This is a genomic window from Streptomyces sp. NPDC018947, assembly GCF_044390505.1.
Taxonomy (GTDB): domain Bacteria; phylum Actinomycetota; class Actinomycetes; order Streptomycetales; family Streptomycetaceae; genus Streptomyces.
Genome location: NZ_JBIRZD010000004.1, coordinates 1 through 19489, shown reverse-complemented (window position 1 = coordinate 19489; position 19489 = coordinate 1). Strand labels below are relative to the sequence as shown.

General features: G+C 73.6%; 17 protein-coding genes. 12 read left to right on the top strand and 5 right to left on the bottom strand.

What is annotated here, in order from left to right; all coding sequences use genetic code 11:
- Positions 1-377 precede the first annotated feature (377 nt).
- Positions 378-2117, top strand: coding sequence for a hypothetical protein (locus tag ACH499_RS10320; protein ID WP_399015158.1), 1740 nt, complete (start codon positions 378-380; stop codon positions 2115-2117).
- A gap of 34 nt (positions 2118-2151) precedes the next feature.
- On the opposite strand, the gene ACH499_RS10315 is transcribed toward ACH499_RS10320, so the two are convergent.
- Positions 2152-3048 (bottom strand): hypothetical protein, encoded by an 897-nt coding sequence (locus ACH499_RS10315; protein ID WP_399014788.1) that lies wholly within the window; start codon positions 3046-3048, stop codon positions 2152-2154.
- Positions 3049-3119: 71 nt separating this feature from the next.
- Here ACH499_RS10315 and ACH499_RS10310 point away from each other — a divergent pair, with 71 nt between their 5' ends.
- The 4 genes from ACH499_RS10310 to ilvD all read left to right on the top strand — a co-directional run bounded on the left by ACH499_RS10310 (position 3120) and on the right by ilvD (position 7662).
- Positions 3120-4052, top strand: a complete 933-nt coding sequence (locus ACH499_RS10310) for a Ppx/GppA phosphatase family protein (protein ID WP_356205957.1) — start codon at positions 3120-3122, stop codon at positions 4050-4052.
- Between the two features lie 153 nt (positions 4053-4205).
- A complete protein-coding gene (locus tag ACH499_RS10305; protein WP_356205958.1) occupies positions 4206-5045 on the top strand; it encodes a sugar phosphate isomerase/epimerase in 840 nt (279 codons plus the stop codon).
- The gene (locus ACH499_RS10300) at positions 5042-5674 is read left to right on the top strand and encodes a TetR family transcriptional regulator (protein ID WP_356205959.1); all 633 of its coding nucleotides are present in this window, start codon (positions 5042-5044) and stop codon (positions 5672-5674) included. Before ACH499_RS10305 ends, ACH499_RS10300 begins: the two co-directional genes overlap by 4 nt.
- Positions 5675-5808: 134 nt before the next feature.
- Positions 5809-7662: a dihydroxy-acid dehydratase gene (gene ilvD, locus ACH499_RS10295; RefSeq protein ID WP_356205960.1), complete on the top strand. Its 1854-nt coding sequence runs from the start codon at positions 5809-5811 to the stop codon at positions 7660-7662.
- A gap of 19 nt (positions 7663-7681) precedes the next feature.
- Here the strand turns inward: ilvD and ACH499_RS10290 are convergent, their stop codons facing one another.
- The gene (locus tag ACH499_RS10290) at positions 7682-9838 is read right to left on the bottom strand and encodes a PQQ-binding-like beta-propeller repeat protein (RefSeq protein WP_399014784.1); all 2157 of its coding nucleotides are present in this window, start codon (positions 9836-9838) and stop codon (positions 7682-7684) included.
- 181 nt (positions 9839-10019) lie between these two features.
- On the opposite strand from ACH499_RS10290, the gene ACH499_RS10285 reads away from it, so the two are divergent.
- From ACH499_RS10285 to ACH499_RS10260, 6 genes are all read left to right on the top strand, one after another.
- Positions 10020-10331: an SH3 domain-containing protein gene (locus tag ACH499_RS10285; protein ID WP_356205962.1), complete on the top strand. Its 312-nt coding sequence runs from the start codon at positions 10020-10022 to the stop codon at positions 10329-10331.
- 43 nt (positions 10332-10374) lie between these two features.
- Entirely contained in the window at positions 10375-10896 is a 522-nt protein-coding gene (locus tag ACH499_RS10280; protein WP_356205963.1) for an EamA/RhaT family transporter, read from the top strand.
- 780 nt (positions 10897-11676) lie between these two features.
- The gene (locus tag ACH499_RS10275) at positions 11677-12486 is read left to right on the top strand and encodes an ABC transporter ATP-binding protein (protein ID WP_399014782.1); all 810 of its coding nucleotides are present in this window, start codon (positions 11677-11679) and stop codon (positions 12484-12486) included.
- The gene (locus ACH499_RS10270; protein WP_399014780.1) at positions 12483-13250 is read left to right on the top strand and encodes an ABC transporter permease; all 768 of its coding nucleotides are present in this window, start codon (positions 12483-12485) and stop codon (positions 13248-13250) included. The genes ACH499_RS10275 and ACH499_RS10270 overlap by 4 nt, the downstream gene beginning before the upstream one ends.
- A 116-nt stretch (positions 13251-13366) precedes the next feature.
- Positions 13367-14179, top strand: coding sequence for a pyrroline-5-carboxylate reductase (gene proC, locus ACH499_RS10265; RefSeq protein ID WP_399014778.1), 813 nt, complete (start codon positions 13367-13369; stop codon positions 14177-14179).
- Between the two features lie 206 nt (positions 14180-14385).
- Complete coding sequence (locus ACH499_RS10260) at positions 14386-16197, top strand: LamG domain-containing protein (RefSeq protein WP_399014776.1); 1812 nt, start codon at positions 14386-14388, stop codon at positions 16195-16197.
- 57 nt (positions 16198-16254) lie between these two features.
- Here the strand turns inward: ACH499_RS10260 and ACH499_RS10255 are convergent, their stop codons facing one another.
- Complete coding sequence (locus ACH499_RS10255) at positions 16255-16839, bottom strand: cysteine hydrolase family protein (protein WP_399014775.1); 585 nt, start codon at positions 16837-16839, stop codon at positions 16255-16257.
- A 75-nt stretch (positions 16840-16914) separates the two neighbouring features.
- Here ACH499_RS10255 and ACH499_RS10250 point away from each other — a divergent pair, with 75 nt between their 5' ends.
- Positions 16915-17928, top strand: coding sequence for a GlxA family transcriptional regulator (locus ACH499_RS10250; protein ID WP_399014772.1), 1014 nt, complete (start codon positions 16915-16917; stop codon positions 17926-17928).
- Here ACH499_RS10250 and trpS read toward each other — a convergent pair.
- On the bottom strand, positions 17868-18893 hold the full coding sequence (gene trpS / locus ACH499_RS10245; RefSeq protein ID WP_399014770.1) for a tryptophan--tRNA ligase: 1026 nt from the start codon (positions 18891-18893) through the stop codon (positions 17868-17870). The genes ACH499_RS10250 and trpS overlap by 61 nt on opposite strands.
- Positions 18890-19036, bottom strand: coding sequence for a hypothetical protein (locus tag ACH499_RS10240; protein ID WP_356205971.1), 147 nt, complete (start codon positions 19034-19036; stop codon positions 18890-18892). Before ACH499_RS10240 ends, trpS begins: the two co-directional genes overlap by 4 nt.
- Positions 19037-19489: the final 453 nt, after the last annotated feature.

Here is a 19489-nt window from a genome sequence, read left to right as displayed (position 1 = left end):
GCGCGGCCCGCCCCCCCCCCCCGCCCCCGGCCCCCCCCCCCCCCCCCCCCCCCCCCCCCCCCCCCCCCCCCCCCCCCCCCCCGGCCCCGACCCACAACACAACCGAACGCGCACCCCCACCGAACCCGCACAGGCCGCCGCAGGCACCCCGCAACCCCCACCGCCCCGCAGAGGCCGCCGCAGGCACCCGCAGGCACCCCACCACGCACCGACCGCCCCCACAGCCCCCACACCGCCGCAGCCACCCCGTACGCACCCCAAGACGTGCGGAACAACAGGTTCCTGTCCCCTTATGAGGGTTCGTTTCACCCGTACGGATTAAATACGTGCAACGCGCCAGTTCGCGCCACCCATGGCCCCCTACGGTCGCTGGGGTGATGAGGAGCAGTCCGGAGACCACGACCCGCACGACCGGCGCACACCGGGCGCACCGGGAGGCCCGTGACCGCGCGGCGGCTCGCGCGGTGGCGCAGCGGCCGCCCACACGCTACGACGCGTACCTGGACGGCCTGTTCACGTACTGCCTGTCCGTCCTGTGCGACCACGACAAGGCGACCGCCGCCCTCGGCGACGTCCTCGCCCTGGCCGAGCGCCGGAGCCACCGCGGCCCGGACCCCGCGGACCGCCGGGCCTGGCTGTACGCCCTGGCCCGCTGGGCCTGCCTGCGCAAGCTCGCCGAGGCCAAGCAGAAACGTCAGGGCAGCCACGCGGCGAACCGCACACCCCCGGACCGCGGTCCCTCCGACCGCCCGTGCCCGCCCGCGCGGACCACCCCGCGCCCCACCGCCGAGGAGCAGGAGCGCCGCCGCGGCGAACTGGCCCTGCTGGCCTGGCCGGAGGCCGCCGGGACCACCCCGGAGCAGCGCGAGGCGCTGGAGCTCGCCGTGCGCCACCACCTCTCCGCCCACGAGGTCGCCGCCGTGCTCGGCATGGACCAGGCCGGCACCCGCGAACTGCTCGCCGCCGCGGCCTGCGAGGTCGAGCGCACCCGCGCCGCCCTCGCCGTCGTGGAGACCGGTACCTGCGCGGGAGCGTCCCGCCTCACCGGCGAGAACAAGTTCGTGCTCAGCGCGGCCCTGCGCCGCGAACTGGTCCGGCACGTCGACGACTGCCCGCGCTGCCGCCGGACCGCCGAGCGCGCGATCCCCGGCCGCTGGCCCGGGACCACCGTGACCCCCGCCGAACTGCCCGTCGTGGCGGCGCCCCGCGCGACGCTGCACCTGGCGACGGCGCACGTCCCGCGTGCGAGGGGCGCGGCCCCCCGCTTCGACCGGCGCGGCTTCCCGATGGACCCGAAGGACCGCGCGGCCCGCAGGGACCGCCTGCGCGCGCGTGCCGTCACGACGACCGTCGTCGCCACGGTCGTCGCGGCCCCGGTGCTGGCCCTGTGGGCGGCCTACCGGGGCACGCCCGTGGGCGAGGGCGAGGACGGCCGCTCGGCCAGCGCCAGCGAGGCGCACGGCCCCGACGGTCTGGAGGGCGGGCAGGCGGACGGCGGCTACCAGAACGCGGGCAACGCGAGCACGAAGCCCGGCCCCCACTTCGGCAAGGACGGCAAGGCCGACGTCTCCGTCGAGGTCGTCGGCGTCACCGGCCCGGACGGCAAGGGCACCGGCCAACTGGAAGTGACGGCCGGGAACGACGGCGACACCACGCTGGTCACCCTGACGGCGACCGGCGACGCCCCGGTGTCCTGGTCGGCGGCCACCGGCGCCCCCTGGCTCTACCTGAGCCAGACCTCGGGCACCCTGCGCCCCGGCGAGTCGCTGACGCTCAGGGTCTACGTCGACCACCTGCGCGAGCCGTCCGGCCACTGGAGCGCCACGGTGGCCATCGCCCCCTCGGGCACCGTCGTGTCGATCCGGGGCTACGGCACGGCCCCCGGTCCGTCCAGGCCCGACCCGCGCCCCAGCACACCCGACTCCCCGCCCCCGTCCGACCCGGGCCCGGACCCGTCGCCGTCGACCTCGGCCCCCGACCCGACACCCACCAGCGACCCGCCGCCGACCTCGCCCGGACCGGACCCGACGTCCACGGCGCCGTCGCCCACCGGCAGCCCGGGCGACTCGTCACCGCCGCCCGCGGACGACGGCGACCCGAGCGGGTCCACGCCGTAGCGACGGTCCCGTCCGCGAACGCCGTGGACGGGGCTCAGCGCGCGGGGTCCGCCGGGTGCGGGGCCACCAGCGGGAGCCTCGACGCCAGCCGCTGTTCGCACAGCTCGGCCAGCCGGTCGTAGCCCGCCTTGCCCATCATCTCGATCAGCTCCGGCCGGTAGCTGACGTACACCGGCTCGCCGGCACCGTGGGCGGAGGTCGCCGAGGTGCACCACCAGTGCAGGTCGTGCCCGCCCGGACCCCAGCCCCGCCGGTCGTACTCACCGATCGACACCTGGAGCACGCGGGTGTCGTCGGGCCGGTCGATCCACTCGTACGTCCGCCGCACCGGGAGCTGCCAGCACACGTCCGGCTTGGTCTCCAGCGGCTCGCGGCCCTCCCGCAGCGCGAGGATGTGCAGCGAGCAGCCCGCACCGCCGGCGAAGCCGGGCCGGTTCTGGAAGATGCACGAGCCCTGGAAGGGCCGGGTCTGCCGGGAGCCCTCCTCGTCCTCGGACACCCAGCCGTTCTCCGTGCCCTCGGCGTGGTGCTGCCAGATGTCCGGCGTGAGCCTCGCCACATGCTCGGCGACCCGCCGCTCGTCGTCCTCGTCGGAGAAGTGGGCGCCCAGCGAGCAGCACCCGTCGTCCGCACGGCCGGCCTGGATGCCCTGGCAGCCGCTGCCGAAGATGCAGTTCCAGCGAGAGGTCAGCCATGTCAGATCGCAGCGGAAGACCTGCTCGTCGTCCGCCGGATCGGGAAACTCCACCCACGCGCGCGCGAAGTCGAGGCCCTTCTCGTCGTCCGCCGAAGGACCCGCCGGAGAATCCGCCGAAGGACCCGTGGACGGAGCCGCGGCAGTACCCGCGCCCGCCCCGCTCAGCGCGTCCTTCTGATACTTCTTGTCCTTCTTGGGCGACTTTGCGTCCTTCGCCTTTTTCGTCTTTGGCACGGGTCCAGGGTAAGTCGCCGTGGCCGAACGAGGGCACCGCCGTCCGCTCCGTCGGCAGTAGCGTTCCCTACATGAGACTCGGTGTCCTCGACGTGGGTTCGAACACGGTGCATCTGCTGGTGGTGGACGCGCACCCCGGCGCGCGCCCGCTGCCCGCGCACTCGCACAAGGCGGAGCTGCGCCTCGCCCAACTCCTCGACGGCGACGGCGCCATCGGCCCCGAAGGCGTGGACCGGCTGATCGCGGTCGTCCACGAGGCGCTTCAGGCCGCCGAGGACAAGGGCGTGGAGGACCTGCTGCCGTTCGCCACCTCCGCCGTGCGCGAGGCCCGCAACGCCGACGACGTCCTGGCCCGTGTCCGCGAGGAGACCGGCGTGGAGCTGGCCGTGCTCAGCGGCGAGGAGGAGGCCCGGCTCACCTTCCTCGCCGTGCGCCGCTGGTTCGGCTGGTCGGCGGGCCGGCTGCTGGTCCTGGACATCGGCGGCGGCTCCCTGGAGATCGCGTACGGCATCGACGAGGAACCGGACGCCGCGGTGTCGCTGCCGCTCGGCGCGGGCCGGCTGACCGCCGCCTGGCTGCCCGGCGACCCGCCCGACCCGGACGACGTACGGGCGCTGCGCCGCCACGTCCGTACGGAGATCGCCCGCACGGTGGGGGAGTTCAGCCGCTTCGGCGCCCCCGACCACGTGGTGGCCACCTCGAAGACGTTCAAGCAGCTCGCCCGCCTCACCGGCGCCGCCCGGTCCGCCGAGGGCCTGTACGTCCAGCGCGAGCTGAAGCGGGCGTCCCTGGAGTCCTGGGTGCCCCGGCTGGGGGCCATGACGGCCGACGAGCGCGCCGAGCTGCCGGGCGTCTCCGAGGGCCGCGCGGGCCAGCTCCTGGCCGGCGCGCTGGTCGCCGAGGCCGGTATGGACCTCTTCCACGTGGAGAACCTGGAGATCTGCCCGTGGGCCCTCAGGGAGGGCGTCATCCTGCGGCGCCTGGACCACATGGGCCAGGGATGACGCGCCCCCCGGGCAGGCGGGACCGTACCGGCGGGCGGCTGCGCCGCGTGGGCGCGTACGACCCCGCGGACCCCGCCCCCGCCCTATGGCAATCGCCACAACGGCGAACGGGCACCCCGCGGCTCCCCGCCCGTACCCCGTAACCTGGCCCCCGTGGCAGAACCAAGGGACGTAGTCCGCATCCCGGACGCGAAGGTCGCCCTGTCGACGGCTTCCGTCTATCCGGAGTCGACGGCGACGGCCTTCGAGATCGCCGCGCGCCTCGGTTACGACGGGGTCGAGGTCATGGTGTGGACCGATCCGGTCAGCCAGGACATCGAGGCCCTGCGCCGGCTCAGCGACTACCACCGGATGCCGGTCCTGGCGGTGCACGCGCCCTGCCTGCTCATCACGCAGCGCGTCTGGTCCACCGACCCGTGGACCAAGCTCCAGCGCGCCCGCGCGGCCGCCGAGAAGCTCGGCGCGAGCACCGTCGTCGTGCACCCGCCGTTCCGCTGGCAGCGGCAGTACGCCCGCGACTTCGTCAACGGCATCTGGCGGATGGCGGGCGAGACGGACGTGCGGTTCGCGGTGGAGAACATGTACCCGTGGCGCTACCGCGACCGCGAGATGCTCGCCTACGCGCCCGACTGGGACGTGACGAAGGAGGACTACCGCCACTTCACGATCGACCTCAGCCACACCGCCACGGCCCGCACCGACACCCTCGGCATGGTCGACCGCATGGGCGACCGCCTGGGCCACGTCCACCTCGCCGACGGCAGGGGCTCCGCCAAGGACGAGCACCTGGTCCCCGGCCGCGGCGACCAGCCCTGCGCCGAGGTACTGGAACGGCTGGCCCGCACCGGCTTCGACGGCCATGTCGTCATCGAGGTCAACACCAGGCGCGCCATGTCCAGCGCCGAACGTGAGGCCGATCTCGCCGAGGCCCTGGCCTTCACGCGCCTGCACCTGGCGTCGGCGGCCCCGGCGGCGAGGGCCCCTCGCCGATGAGCACCGCCCCCGAGGCCCGGGGCGCCTCCCACACCCCCGCCCGGCGCCGCGGACGCCCCCCGCGCACCGAGTCCGCCGGCACCCGCGACCGGATCCTCGACGCGGCCCGCGAGGAGTTCTCGGAACGGGGCTACGCGAAGACCTCCGTACGCGGCATCGCCAAGGCGGCCGGCGTGGACTCCGCGCTCGTGCACCACTACTTCGGCACCAAGGAGCAGGTCTTCGAGGCGGCGATCGAGGTCGCCTTCGCACCCGCCCTCGCGGCACCCGAGGCGATCGGCGACGCCCCGCTCGACGAGGTCGGCGAGCGCTTCACCCGCTTCGTCCTCGGCCTCTGGGAGAACCCCGCCACCCGCGCCCCGCTGCTGGCCATCGTCCGCTCCGCCGTGGACAACGACACCGCGGCCGCCGTCTTCCGGCGCATGATCTCCGCCCAGTTGCTGCGCCGCATCGCCGCCCAGCTCGACCTGCCGGACGCGGAACTGCGCGCGGAGCTGGCGGCGGCGCAGCTCGTGGGGTGCGCGATGCTGCGGTACGTCATCAAGGTGGAGCCGCTGGCGTCGGCGGACCCCGAGCGGATCATCGCCCGGCTGGCTCCCGTCGTACAGGGGCATCTCACCGGCCCCTGAAGCCCTCGGCGGCAAGACGCGCATCCCGCATTCCGGACACCTTGTCCCGGCACCTGGATGACCGGCGTACGCTCGTCGACAGTCAGAAAACTGTCAGCGCTTCCTGGCAGAACTCTCCGAAGGAGCGAGCGACGATGCCCGAGCTGAGGTCCCGCACAGTCACCCACGGCCGCAACATGGCGGGCGCCCGCGCCCTCATGCGTGCCTCCGGTGTACCCGGCGCGGACATCGGCCGGAAGCCGATCATCGCGGTCGCCAACAGCTTCACGGAGTTCGTGCCGGGCCACACGCACCTCGCCCCGGTCGGCCGGATCGTCAGCGAGGCCGTCGTCGCGGCCGGCGGCATCCCGCGCGAGTTCAACACGATCGCCGTCGACGACGGCATCGCCATGGGCCACGGCGGCATGCTGTACTCCCTGCCCTCCCGCGACCTGATCGCGGACAGCGTGGAGTACATGGTCGAGGCCCACTGCGCCGACGCCCTGATCTGCATCTCCAACTGCGACAAGATCACCCCCGGCATGCTCAACGCCGCGCTGCGGCTGAACATCCCGACGGTCTTCGTCTCCGGCGGCCCGATGGAGTCCGGCCGCGCCACCCTGGTCGACGGCACGGTCCGCACGCTGGACCTGGTCGACGCGATGGTCGAGGCGGCCAACGACAAGGTCTCCGACGCGGACGTGCTCCGCATCGAGGAGAACGCCTGCCCGACCTGCGGCTCCTGCTCCGGCATGTTCACCGCCAACTCGATGAACTGCCTCACCGAGGCCATCGGCCTCTCCCTGCCCGGCAACGGCTCGGTCCTGGCCACCCACACCGCGCGCCGGGCGCTGTACGAGGACGCCGCCCGCACGGTGCTGGAGCTGACCCGCCGCTACTACGAGCAGGACGACGACTCGGTCCTGCCCCGCAGCATCGCCACCCCGGCGGCCTTCGAGAACGCCATGGCCCTCGACATCGCCATGGGCGGCTCGACCAACACGATCCTGCACCTGCTGGCCGCCGCCCAGGAGGCGGAGGTCCCCTTCGGCCTCGCCGAGATGGACGCCCTCTCGCGCCGCGTCCCCTGCCTGGCCAAGGTGGCGCCCAACGCCGCGAAGGACCGCACGTACTACATGGAGGACGTGCACCGCGCCGGCGGCATCCCCGCCCTCCTCGGCGAGCTGCACCGCGCGGGCCTGCTCAACGAGGACGTCCACGCCGTGCACAGCCCGTCCCTGGCGGACTGGCTGAAGACCTGGGACGTCCGCGGCGGCTCCCCGTCCCCGGAGGCCGTCGAGCTGTGGCACGCGGCCCCCGGCTGTGTGCGTTCCGCCGAGGCCTTCTCCCAGTCCGAGCGCTGGGAGTCCCTGGACGAGGACGCCGAGGGCGGCTGCATCCGCTCCGCCGAGCACGCCTACTCCAAGGACGGCGGCCTCGCGGTGCTGCGCGGCAACCTGGCCGTCGACGGCTGCGTCGTCAAGACCGCCGGCGTCGACGAGTCCATCTGGACCTTCGAGGGCCCCGCGGTCGTCTGCGAGTCGCAGGAGGAGGCCGTCGAGAAGATCCTCACCAAGCAGGTCAAGGAGGGCGACGTCGTCGTCATCCGCTACGAGGGCCCCAAGGGCGGTCCCGGCATGCAGGAGATGCTCTACCCCACGTCGTACCTGAAGAGCCGCGGCCTCGGAAAGGCCTGCGCCCTGGTCACCGACGGCCGCTTCTCCGGCGGCACCTCCGGCCTGTCCATCGGCCACGCCAGCCCCGAGGCGGCCTCGGGCGGCACCATCGCGCTGGTCGAGGACGGCGACCGGATCCGCATCGACATCCCGAGCCGCTCCATCGAGCTGCTGGTCGACGACGCCGAACTGGCCCGCCGCGAGCAGGCCCTGAACGGCGTGTACGCCCCGAAGAACCGCGAGCGCAAGGTCTCCGCGGCCCTGCGGGCGTACGCGGCGATGGCGACCAGCGCCGACAAGGGCGCCGTCCGGGACGTGAGCAAGCTGGGCTGACCGCCCCCGCGGGCCCCGGCTACCAGGTGGCCGGGTCCCGCCCGTCCACGCCGAACACGGCGCCGTCCGGCGCACCGGCGTAGACGTGCCCGCCCGCGAGCACCGGCACGTGCAGCGTGGCGGGCACCCGGTCGGAGTCGGCGCCGAGCCGCGGCCGGGTCTGCCCGAGGAGCTTCCCCGTGCGGGCGTCGACGCCGAGGAGCCGCCCGTCGGGAGCGGTGACGTACACGTGCCGTCCGTCCGAGGCGGGCGCCGAGCCCCGGCTCACCCCCGTCTCCAGCCGCCACCGCTGCCTGCCCGACGCCATGTCGACGGCCACCAGCGAGCCGCCCGCGCCCATGAGGTAGACGGTCTCCCCGCGCACCCCCGCCTGCGCCTGCTCGACCGGGAGTTCCAGCTCCACCCGGCGCAGGGACCGGGTGGTGGGCGTGTAGCGCAGCACGGCGGTCGCGTCGCCGTACGCCGCGCCGCCGGCCAGGAAGTACACCGACCCGTCCGCCGCGCCCGCCGGGGTCAGCGTCCCCTCCAGATCGGCGTCCCACCGCACCTCACCGGTGGCCGGGTCCACGGCGGTCACACGGGTGCCCGTCCCGTCCCCGGACACGCTCACCGCGTACGCCGTCGGGTCCCCGGCGAAGGCGGAGAAGTACGGCACGGACTGCCCGGGGATGTGGCGGGACCACTCGGCCTCGCCCGTCGCGCCGTCCACGCCGGTGACCCGACCGTCGGCGGCGGTGAGCAGGAGCATGCCGCCCGCGCACCGCAGGCCGTTGTACTCGGGCATCCCCTTGTGCCACGCCACCTCGCCGGTGGCTGGGTCGAGCGCCTCCAGGTCGCCGATCAGACCGACTTCCGGCTGTACGAGGCCGCCCGCCATGACGGGCGGCTGGCTGCGCGTCGCCTCCGTGACGGCGTGGCGCCACAGCGTGCGGCCGTCGGCCGGGTCCAGGGCGAAGACCAGCCCCGGCCGCCCGCACATCAGTTTGCCCGCGCCGTACGAGCACTGCGGCACCCCGGACCGCGGGGCCGTCTCCGTCTCCCACGCGCCGAAGCCCGAAGCGTCCCGCGCCACGGCGGTCTGCCGCGCCGGGTCCGAGCCGCCGGACCACTGGAGCGAGGCGAGCCCGCCGAGCACGGCGAGGCACAGCACCCCGGCGACCAGCACCGTCCGCCGACCGAGCCGGCGCACGGAACGCGCGGCGGGTTCCTCCGGGCGGGCGTCCTCGGCGCGGGGCTCGTCGGCCGGGGTCTTCTTCCCCGCGTCCGCTCGTGCCTCTTCCGCCGGGGGCCGCGGCGGTCCGTCCGGCCAGGTCCGCGCCGCCGGCATGAACGACTGCGTGTCGTACAGCGCCGCCACCGACCGCAGCTCCCGCATCAGCTCGTCCGGTGTGGGCCGTTCCTCCGGCTCCTTGGCCAGGCACCGCAGCACCAGGGGCGCCAGCGACTCCGGTACGCCGGTCAGATCCGGCTCGTCGTGCACGACCTGGTAGGCGACGACGTACGGACTGTCCGAGTCGAAGGGCCCGCGTCCGGTCGCCGCGTGCACCATCAGCGACCCGAGGGCGAAGACGTCGGCCGCGGGTCCCACCTCCCGGGGCCGCCGGAACTGCTCCGGCGCCATGAACGGCGGCGTGCCGATCAACTTGCCGGTCTCGGTGCGCAGTTCGCTGTCCTTGGGCCGGGAGATGCCGAAGTCGATGACCTTCGGCCCGTCCTCGGCCAGCAGCACGTTGCTCGGCTTCAGGTCGCGGTGGACGACCCCGACGCGGTGGATGTCCCGCAGCGCCTCGGCGAGTCCGGCCATCAGCCGGCGCAACTGGGCCGGATCCATGGGCCCGTTCCGCTTCACCTGTTCCGAGAGGGTCGGGCCGGGGATGAACAGGGTGGCCATCCAGGGCCGGGCGGCCTGCGGGTCGGCGTCGACGACCGGCGCGGTGAAGGCACCGCTCACCCGCCGCGCGGCGGCCACCTCCTGCCGGAACCGCCCCCGGAACTCCGGGTCTTCGGCGTACCGGGCGTGGACGACCTTCACCGCCAGCTTCATCCCGGAGGTGCTGCGGGCCACGTGCACGACGCCCATGCCACCCGAGCCGAGGCATGACTCAAGACGGTAGTGACCGGCATATTCCGGAAGTTCCGCTTCCGCGCCCGCTCCGTCGTTCTCCCGTGGCGCCATGGGACCACCCCCGTGCTGTTCCTCCGCGCGCGCGACGCTCGGAGCCTAGTCGATGAGCCGTCCGCGGCCGAGGCGGCTTGCTAGCCTCCGTGTGCGGGTCGCGAACTCGCGTTTGCTTTTCGCATCCAGGGGAATCAACGGGGCCCCGCGCGCCGCGCGGGGACCGACGGGGGAGGACATCATGGCGGTCGACCATGCGGAAGAGACCGGCGGCGGCACGGAAGCCGTCATGGCGGCGGCGGCCGTCGCGTACTACCCGGTCGCCCCGGGCGTCCGGCTCAACGTCCGCAGCGGCCCCGGCACCGGCTACGCCATCGTGCGCGTCCTGCCGGAGGGCGCCACGGTGCCGGTCTACTGCCAGACGCCGGGGACGACGGTGACGGGTCCGTACGGCACCAGCTCGATCTGGGACCGCATCGGCACCGGCCAGTACGTCTCCGACACGTACGTGCGCACCGGCAGCGACGGGTACGTCGCCCCGCGCTGCTCCTGAGCCCGCCCGGAGCCCGCGGCACGTCCGGCGCCATAATCGACGCGTGAGCGCAGAGAACGGCACGAACGGCACCCCGGACACCCCCGCGGGCTCCACGGCCCCGGCCGGCCCCCGCCCCGAGCCCCTCCGGTTCTTCGGCACGACCTGGGTGGACCACGGCCACGGCTACGCCGCCCGCCGGGCCGGGGTGGCCGTCGGCTCGCTCGCCGCGGCGGCCGCCGCCTGCTTCGTGCTGCGCGTCGCCTACCAGGGCCTCCAGATCGCGGCCGTCGGCGGTTTCGTCTCGCTGCTGATGGTCGTGATGTTCGCCGTGTGCAGCGCGCTGGCCTTCCGCCACACCTGGTCCGGCTTCGGCGCCCGCCCCGACCCGGACCGCCAGGCCTCCCTGCGCGGCCTGCTGGCCATCGGCTTCGTCGGCACGCTCCTCGCCTACTTCTTCCGCACCTTCACCGAGGCCCCCGGCGAGAAACTCCACCGCGCCGAGTACGACAGGGCCCGCGAGGAACACGAGAAGCGCACCACCCGCCGCTCGGGCAATCCATCGAAGAAGCGCCGCAAGCGGTAGGGCCGCCGCCGGCGCCGCGAGGGAGGCCCGCGGTGCGGGGGACAGGGCCGACCGCCCCGTGGCAACCGGGCCGCAAGCCGCGGGTGCCGAGCCGTCCGGGCCCACTCCTTCGACGCCGCAGCGCCCCCGTACGCCGCCGACCGCCCCTCCTGCCCGCCCAAGCCGCGGGCAGTCGTACCTCCCCCAGTGCCTGAAGGGCCTGGGAGGCACCCCCAGGGCGGCACGGGTGGGCGGTGGGGGTCCCCCCGCTCGAGCGAAGCCGGGAGTGGGGGAGGCCCCCCGCAAGCGCGGGGCAAGCGCACCCACCCCCCGGGCCGACGGCACCCGGCAAGCGCAGGCCATGCACACGCACCCCCGGCGGGCCACCGCCCCGCCCCCCGCTACGTCGCGGACGCCTGCCGCGTCCGCCGTCGAGCCCGGCGCGGGCACGGCCGCCGAGTTCCGCCGCGCCCTCCCCGGCGTGCCGGCCGTTCCCCGTGACGGCAACGCCCTGCCTCTCACCGGCCACGGCGCGTCGCCGACCCCTTCGGCCGCCTCCGCTCCACCCACTGCGCGATCCGGAGCCGCCACGTCCCCCTCGGCACGCACCTGGCCGGCAAAGGCAGCCACTCGGTCTTCCCGACCCGGACCGGGGAGAGCAGCGCGGCCTTCCCCGCCGTGGAGCGGCAGCACCTGGACGTCTTCCCGTGATGGCGAGGTCCTCCTGCCGGCGACGGCCCCGATGCCGGGAGCCGGCCGGAACGCTTGACGGCACCCGCCCCCGGGAGCACTATTCATCACATGGTGAATTATGACTCCCCGGTGCCCGCGGAACCGGGCACCGGCTCCCCGCCCGCCGTCCGCGCCGAGAACCTCACCGTGGTCCGCGGCGCCCGCACCGTCCTGCGCGACCTCGGCTTCACCGTCCCCCGAGGCCAGATCACCGGCCTCCTCGGACCCTCCGGCTGCGGCAAGTCCACCCTGATGCGCGCCGTCGCCGGCACCCAGGCCAAGGTCGGCGGCACCCTCGACGTCCTGGGCCGCCCCGCCGGCCACCCCGCCCTGCGCACCCGCATCGGCTACGTCACCCAGGCGCCGTCCGTCTTCGACGACCTCACCGTCCGCCAGAACCTCGACTACTTCGCCGCGGTCCTCGACCCCGGCCGCGCCGCCGCCGGACGCCGCCGCGAGAACGTCACCCGGGCCGTCGCCGACGTCGACCTCACCGGGCACGCCGACGCCCTGGCCGGCAACCTCTCCGGCGGCCAGCGCAGCCGGGTCTCCCTCGCCGTGGCCCTGCTCGGCGCCCCCGAACTGCTGGTCCTCGACGAACCCACCGTCGGCCTCGACCCGGTACTGCGCCGCGACCTGTGGAACCTCTTCCACTCCCTGGCCGCCGACCGCGGCACCACCCTCCTCGTGTCGTCCCACGTCATGGACGAGGCCGAACGCTGCCACCGCCTCCTCCTGATGCGCGAGGGCACCCTCCTGGCCGACGACACCCCCGACGCCCTGCGCACCCGCACGGACACCGAAACCGTCGAGCAGGCGTTCCTCCACCTGGTGGACGAGGCGACCGCGGCCGCCCGAGCGAAGGAGACCACCCGATGACCACGCTCACCGCCCCCGCGCGCCCCCTGAACCTCTCCCGCACCACCGCCACCGCGGGCCGCGTACTGCGCCAGCTCGCCCACGACCCCCGCACGATCGCGCTGCTGCTCCTGATCCCCTGCCTGATGCTGTTCCTGCTGCGCTACGTCTTCGACGGCAGCCCGCGCACCTTCGACACCATCGGTGCCTCCCTGCTCGGGATCTTCCCGCTGATCACGATGTTCCTCGTCACGTCCATCGCCACCCTGCGCGAGCGCACGTCCGGCACCCTGGAGCGCCTCCTCGCCATGCCGCTCGGCAAGGGCGACCTCATCGCCGGCTACGCCCTCGCCTTCGGGGCGCTGGCGATCGTCCAGTCGGCCCTGGCCACCGGCCTCGCGCTCTGGTTCCTCGGCCTCGACGTGACCGGCAGCCCCTGGCTCCTGCTCCTGGTCGCCCTGCTCGACGCCCTGCTGGGCACGGCACTCGGCCTGTTCGTCTCGGCCTTCGCGGCCTCGGAATTCCAGGCGGTCCAGTTCATGCCCGCGGTGATCTTCCCCCAGCTCCTGCTCTGCGGCCTGTTCACCCCGCGCGAGCGGATGCACCCCGCTTTGGAGGCCGTCTCCGACGTGCTCCCCATGTCCTATGCGGTCGACGGCATGAACGAGGTCCTGCGCCACACCGACATGACGGCCGCCTTCGTACGGGACACGCTGATCGTCGCGGGCTGCGCCCTGCTGGTCCTGGTCCTGGGCGCGGCCACCCTCAGGCGCCGCACGGCATAGCGCTCCCCGCCCGGCCACCGTCCCGCCCACTGGACGCCCCGTCCCGCCCGTCCCCCGGAGTGCGAGGATGACGGAGGACGACCGCACCCCCAGGGCATCGGAGGGCAACGCAAGCCATGACCCAGAAAGTCGCAGTCCTCGGCACCGGCAAGATCGGCGAAGCCCTGCTCAGCGGGATGATCGGCTCCGGCTGGTCCCCGGCCGACCTCCTGGTCACCGCCCGCCGCCAGGAACGGGCCGACGAACTCCGCACCCGCTACGGAGTCACCCCCGTCTCCAACGCCGAGGCCGCCAAGACCGCCGACACCCTGATCCTCACGGTCAAGCCGCAGGACATGGGCGCCCTCCTCGACGAACTCGCCCCGCACGTCCCCGCCGACCGCCTGGTCGTCAGCGGCGCCGCGGGCATCCCGACCTCGTTCTTCGAGGAGCGCCTCGCCTCCGGCACCCCGGTGGTCCGCGTCATGACGAACACCCCCGCCCTCGTCGACGAGGCCATGTCCGTCATCTCCGCCGGCACCCACGCCACCGAAGCCCACCTCACCCACGCCGAGGAGATCTTCGGCTCCGTCGGCAAGACCCTGCGCGTCCCGGAGAACCAGCAGGACGCCTGCACCGCCCTCTCCGGCTCCGGCCCGGCCTACTTCTTCTACCTGGTCGAAGCCATGACGGACGCCGGCATCCTCCTCGGCCTGCCCCGCGACAAGGCCCACGACCTGATCGTCCAGTCCGCGATCGGCGCCGCGAAGATGCTCCGCGACAGCGGCGAACACCCGGTCAAGCTCCGCGAGAACGTCACGTCCCCCGCCGGCACCACCATCAACGCCATCCGCGAACTCGAGAACCACGGCGTCCGTGCAGCCCTCATCGCCGCCCTGGAAGCCGCCCGAGACCGCAGCCGCGAACTCGCCTCGGGCACCAAGGACTGACCTTCCACCGGCCAGGACACCCCGCCGACGGCGCGCTCCGCACCTCCTCCTAATCGCCTTGACGCCGCATGGGCAGGCAGATTGAATCCATGCACATGTCAAGATCGTGAAGGAAGAGGGGGCATTCCGTGGCGCTGGGGTGGGGACTAAGCGACGGTTACGGACGCGGCCGGAGACGAACACGAAGAGCGGGAGCCACGGCTGCGGTGCTCGCCCTGACGGCAGCGGCGCTGTCGCTGCCCGCGACGGCGGCCGGTGCGGTGTCCGCCGAGGTGAACCTGGACGGCACCGCGGCCGGTCTCACGGTGCCGCTGCCCCCGCGGGTGACGATCGGCGCGCCGTACACCCCGTGCGAGGCCGAGTGCCTGGGAGGCGGCGGGCCGGGCACGGCCGCGACCCTCACGTTCGCGCCGGACCCGGCCGACACCGGCATCGTCTCCTACCGGTACCTCTTCTCGTCGGAAGACACCTGGTCGACGGTGTCGGGTGAGACCGCCACGCTCACCTACGTCCCCCAGCAGGCCGGGCTCCACTCCCTCTATGTCCAGGCCGTCGACGGGACCGGCTGGGGCGGCTCGTCCACCCGCTTCGTCTTCAAGGTGGCGAACGGCGAGGCCACCGTCGGCCGCTGGCACTTCGACGAGGCGAGCGGTCCGGCGGTCGACTCCGGAACCGCCACGGGCACGACGCGGAACGACGCCACGCTCTCGGGCGGCGCCACCCGCGACGACCGCGGGCGTCGTGGCGTGCGGACCCACGGCGAATGGGACGAACCGCTGCCGGACCCGGTCACGGACCGTGGCCTGGTCCTGGACGGCAGCAGCGGGTACGCGGCGACGGACGGCCCCGTGCTCGACACCCGCGGCTCCTACACCCTGTCGGCCTGGGTACGTCCGGACACGCTGGGCACCACCAACCGGACGGTGCTCGCGCAGGACGGCGGCTTCCGCCTGGCCTACGACGCGACGCGGGGCACCTGGACGTTCGGGCCGTCCCCGTCCGAGGATGCCGATCAGCCGGCCCTGGCGGCCAAGCACCGGGCGAGACCCGGGGTCTGGACCCACCTCGCCGCCGTGTACGACGCCTCGGCCGACGAGACCCGGCTGTACGTCAACGGTCGGCCGCAGGCCACCGGCCCGGCACCCGGCACGGGAGCGACCGACGGACCGCTGCAGTTCGGCCGGGCGCCGGCGGACGGATCGCCCACCGAGTACGCGGACCACTTCGACGGGTCCCTCGACGAGGTCGCGGTCTGGCGACGGCCCCTCACCGACGGCGAGATCGCGACCGAGGCCCGGGTCGACGAAGGGTACGGACGCAACGGCATGGAACTGGTCGCCGACTGGTCGGCCGACGGGGCGAGCGGCACCGTCCTGACCGACACGGTCTCGGGCTACGGCCCCCGACTGACCCTGTCGGGCGGCGCGGGCCTGGACGGTCGGACGCTCACGCTGGACGGCGTGGACGGCGCGGCGACGGCGGGCGGCCCGCTGGTGGACGGCACCGGTTCGTTCACTGTGAGCACGGAGGTCACGCTGGACGGCACCGAGGTCGCCACGTGGGACGTGGGCCGCGTCGGTTACGTCTTCGGCTGGCGCGCGGCCGACGGCTCCACCTGGGGGCTGTGGTACGAGGCGGCCGGGCTGACAACGGCCTTCGACCCGGACACCCTCGAGGAGATACTGGTCCCCACCGGCTTCTGGAAGTTCGGCCGCCGGAACGCCGACGGCACCCACAACGCGGCCACCTCCTCGGAGGTGGCCCGGACGAACGAACCCCTGCGACTGACCGGTGTCCACGACGCTCAGGCGGGGACGGTCGAGTTCTACATCGGGAAAGACCGGAACGGCAGCCCGCTCTCCGTGCCCGAACCGACCGGCTCGGGCACCTTCACCATCGGTGGATCTCTGAACGGCGACACCTGGACCCATCACCTGCCCGCCCGCGTCAAGGACGTCAAGGTCTGGGCCGGCGCCGTGGGCTCGCTCCAGCAGTTGTCCGACATCACCGCGTCCTGACAGGCTGCCCGGCCGACGTCCCCTCACGTCGGCCGGGCAGCTGCCGGACCGGCCGGCTCACCCCGCCGCGGTCACCAGGTCCCCCGTCGTCACCACCCGCGCGAACCCGCCGCCGTGCAGCGACACCGCCGCGGCGCGGGCCAGTTCCTCCGCGGTCTGCCGCCAGCCGAACGGCCCCTCCAGGTCGAAGGTGTACGTCGCGTCGAAGGCGACCAGCACCTCGTAGCCGAGGTTCCCGCCCATCCGGGCCGTCGTCTCGACGCACATGTTCGTCTGGATCCCGGCCAGCACGATCTGGCCGATCCCCTGCTCCCGCAGCCACGCCCCGAGGTCCGGCGCCCCGAGGAAGGCCGAGTTCACGGTCTTCGTGACCAGCAGCTCCGGCCCCCCGCCCTTCCCGCGCCGCTGCTCCACGTACTCCTTGAAGTCGTTGCCCTCGTACCCGGTCCGCAGCGGCGACCCCGGCTTGACCGAGTCGTGCCGCACGAAGACCACCGGCCGGCCGGTCGACTGCCACACGTCGATGAGGGCGGCGATGTTGTCGTCCGCCTCCGGATGGTTGCGCTCCCCCCAGAAGCCGAGCTCCTCGAAGCCCTTCTGCACGTCCACGACCACCAGCGCTGCGTTCTCTGCGATGTCCATGTCCTCGATCCTGCCGCCGCCCGCCCGCGCTCCCCAGAAGTATGGAAGCCAGCGATCGATGGTTTACTGCCACCCATGGCAGAGCACGCCACCAGGGCCCCCTACCGCGTCGCCCTCGTCGCCTTCCCCGGCATCCGCGCCTTCGACGTCTCCGTCATCACCGAGGTCTGGGGCACCGACCGCACCGACCGCGGCGCCCCCGCCTTCGACCTGCGCCGGGTCGCCGCCGACGGCACGACCGCGATCCCGATGCGGGGCGGCCTCGCCCTCCACCCGGACCGCGCCCTCGACTGGCTCGACGGCGCCGACCTCGTCGTGGTCCCCGGCCTCGACGACCACCTCACCCCGGCCCCCGCCCCGGTCCTGGCCGCACTCCGCCGCGCCCACGCCCGCGGCACCACCGTCGCCGCCCTGTGCGGAGGCGCCTTCACGCTCGCCCAGGCGGGCCTGCTCGACGGCCGCCGCGCCATCACCCACTGGCGGCTGACCGACCTGCTGCGCGCCCACCACCCACGCGTCACCGTCGTCCCCGACGCCCTGTTCGTCGAGGACGACAACATCTGGACCGCCGCCGGCACCGCGGCCGGCATCGACCTCTGCCTCCATCTGGTCCGCCTCGCCCACGGCGCTGAGGCCGCCGCCACCATCGCCCGCTCGATGGTCACCGCGCCCTTCCGCACCGGCACGCAGGCCCAGTTCATCGAGCACCCCACCCCGCGCACCGATCGGGACGCCGACGCCCTCGCCGCCGTCCGCGAGCACGCCCTGCGCCATCTGCACGAACCCCTGACGGTGGCCGGCCTGGCCGCCCGCGCCGGCATGTCCCCGCGCTCCTTCGCCCGTCACTTCACGGCGGAGACGGGGACCACGCCCCTGCGCTGGCTCCTCGACCAGCGCGTCGCCGCGGCCCAGAGACTCCTGGAACGCACCGACCTGCCCATGCCCGAGGTCGCCCGCCGGGCGGGCTTCGGCAGCGAGGTCACCATGCGCCAGCACTTCGCATCGCGCCTCGCCACCAGCCCCCGCGCCTACCGGGCCGCGTTCACCACCCTCTCCGGCACCGGCGGCAGCAGCCCGATCGCCCGGTAGGCGGCGTCCACCGTGGGCCGCGCCATCGCCCGGGCCTTCTCCGCACCGTCGCGCAGCACGCCCTCCACGTACCCGGGGTCGGCGCACAGTTCCTTGTGCCGTTCCCGTACGGGCCGCAGCACCTCGACGACGGACTCGGCGGTGTCCTTCTTCAACGCGCCGTACGAGTCGTACGCCCCGGCCAGTTCGGCCGGGTCCCTGCCCGTGCAGGCGGCGAGGATCTCCAGGAGGTTCGCCAGCCCCGGCCGCCCGTCCCGGTCGTGGACGACATCGCGCCCGCTGTCGGTCACGGCCCGCATGACCTTCTTGCGCACCACGTCCGGCTCGTCCAGCAGATAGACGATCCCCGGCCCCACGTCGTCGCTCTTGCCCATCTTCGACGTCGGCTCCTGGAGGTTCATCACCCGCGCCGCCACCGCCGGACTGGTCGCCCGCGGGACGACGAACGTGTGCCCGTAGCGCTGGTTGAACCGCACCGCCAGATCCCGCGCCAGCTCCACGTGCTGCGTCTGGTCGTGCCCGACCGGCACCTCGTCCGTCCCGTACGCCAGGATGTCGGCCGCCATGAGCACGGGATACGTCAGCAGCGACAGCCGCACGCTCCCGCCCCGTTCCCTTTCCCGTACGGCCTTCTCCTTGTACTGGATCATCCGCCGCATCTCCCCGTCGGTCGCCACGCACTCCAGTACGTACGACAGCCGGGCGTGCTCGTCGACGTGGCTCTGCACGAACACCGTGCACAGATCCGGGTCCAGCCCCGCGGCGAGCAGCAGTGACGCCGCCTGCCGGCTCAGCCGGCGCACACGAGCGGGGTCGTGGTCCACGGTGAGCGCGTGCAGGTCGACCACGCAGAACAGCGCGTCCGACCGGTACTGGTCTTGCGTGGCCCACTGGCGCATGGCGCCCAGGTAGTTGCCCAGCGTCAGATGCCCGGTCGGCTTGATCCCGCTGAAGACCCGACTCATCTCTCCACCTCCTGGTCGGAGCCGCCGCCACCGGCCGGCCGACCCTCCTGGAGGGAGATACGGGAACGGCCGCCGAAGCGGCGGCCGTCGAATACGTACGTGAGCGCGGCCGCCGTCAGGCGGCCCACCAGAACTGGTTGCACGTACGCGTCATCACGGAGCCCACAGTACGCCCCGGGGTGGCCCCCGTCCCGTGGTTGACACGCCCCGTCCGCGAACGTAGTGTTCTCCGAGTTGTCCGACGTGAGCGCCGACTCCGGTCGGTCCCCGGACAGCGATCCCGCAAGTACCAACCACTTCTCGGCGAAGCGCTGCGCTGTCGGCGTCGTCGTGACATTGGCGTGTGTATTTGCGGAATGAGGAATCCACGTTCGAAAGAACGCGGCCCCCGATTAGCTCGGGAGCCGGGAATCCGCTAGAGTCTCACCTCGTCGGAACGGCCCAACAGTCGTGAAGACAACCCCTTCTGACGGGGAATCAGAGCCCGAAAGGATCTGATAGAGTCGGAACCGCCGGAAAGGGAAACGCGAAAGCGGGAACCTGGAAAGCACCGAGGAAATCGGGTCCGGAAAGATCTGATAGAGTCGGAAACGCAA